This is a genomic window from Moorena sp. SIO3I6, from assembly GCF_010672095.1.
The window spans coordinates 1-1168 of record NZ_JAAHHU010001553.1; the positions used below are offsets into that span (position 1 = coordinate 1).

At 42.0% G+C, this 1168-nt stretch carries 1 protein-coding gene; it reads right to left on the bottom strand.

The window, feature by feature from the left end; genetic code table 11:
- Positions 1 to 549: 549 nt before the first annotated feature.
- A complete protein-coding gene (locus F6K49_RS51135; RefSeq protein ID WP_293110585.1) occupies positions 550 to 963 on the bottom strand; it encodes an EamA family transporter in 414 nt (137 codons plus the stop codon).
- Positions 964 to 1168 lie beyond the last annotated feature (205 nt).

Consider the following 1168-nt stretch of genomic DNA (forward strand, 5'->3'; position numbering starts at 1 on the left):
AAAGAAGAAATGAGATATGGTTAGGGGGAGCAATAAGTTCCACATATTGCGTCGGCAACAGATCACGGTCACAAAATGAGTGTAGAGTTAAGTCACATATTTCCATCTCAGTTTCACTACTCGCCAGGGCATTCATGGTATTGATCGTTAGCAGTAGCATACAGGTTACTAACGTTACACAACAAGTTTTGATCATTTTTTTCATTTATTTTTTGCTTATCCTACTTCTGGCAGACTGTAGTAAATTAAATAATTTTTTAGCACTACCAGGTTGTCTACCTGAAAGTTAAGCTAAAAAACCTCTTTATTGGAGGCTAAACTCTATCACTATTAGACTTTTATAAGTATAAACGACTTGTGCGATTTTAAAACCACTCGCTGCAAATAAATCCTTATATTCTTGTTCCGTGCGCCAGTAACCCCTTAGTAGCTCAGAATACCTATTCCTTTTAATTCTGGTTAGTCTCTTACAGACCTGGCGGGAGTGACATGCAAGCTGCAATCCTTCAACTAACCTTGGCCAAAAGGCCACGCTACGCGAACAACCAACTAACCTTCAACCTCTTTTCTCAAATTAGATCCAAAAACCGCTACTGCCACCCCAACTAACAACACCACGGCACCTACCAGCACCAATACTCCTGGCACTTCCTGAAAAATCAGATAGCCCAAAAAGCAAGCACCAACGGGTTCAAACAAAATAGCCAGGGTCACCAGGGTAGGATTAATCCAGCGTAGCAACCAGTTAAAACTGGTATGTCCCACCATTTGGGGAAAAAGTGCCAATAACAAGATGTAGAGGTAAACTCCTACCGGATAATTGAGATAACTGACACCCCAGAGTAAGGATAACAGTAACAACACCAACGCCCCCATACTGTAGGCGAAAGCACTATAGCTACCAAGACTCAAACCCCGCTGCTGTGCTTCACGTCCGAACAATATATACAAACTTGCTATCACCGCTCCCATCAATGCTAGTGGGACTTAAACAATAAAAAGAGTAAAATAAGGCTATAATACTTATCAGACAGTAAGTTGACGTCGAAATAACCGACCTGAGAGAAACCACTCCCTCCGCCATGCCCCCGTGCTTTGAGAAATGGTGTAAACGTTTCGACGATTGCTTCATGCGCCAAAGCCCAAAAAACCGGATTTAGACATTATT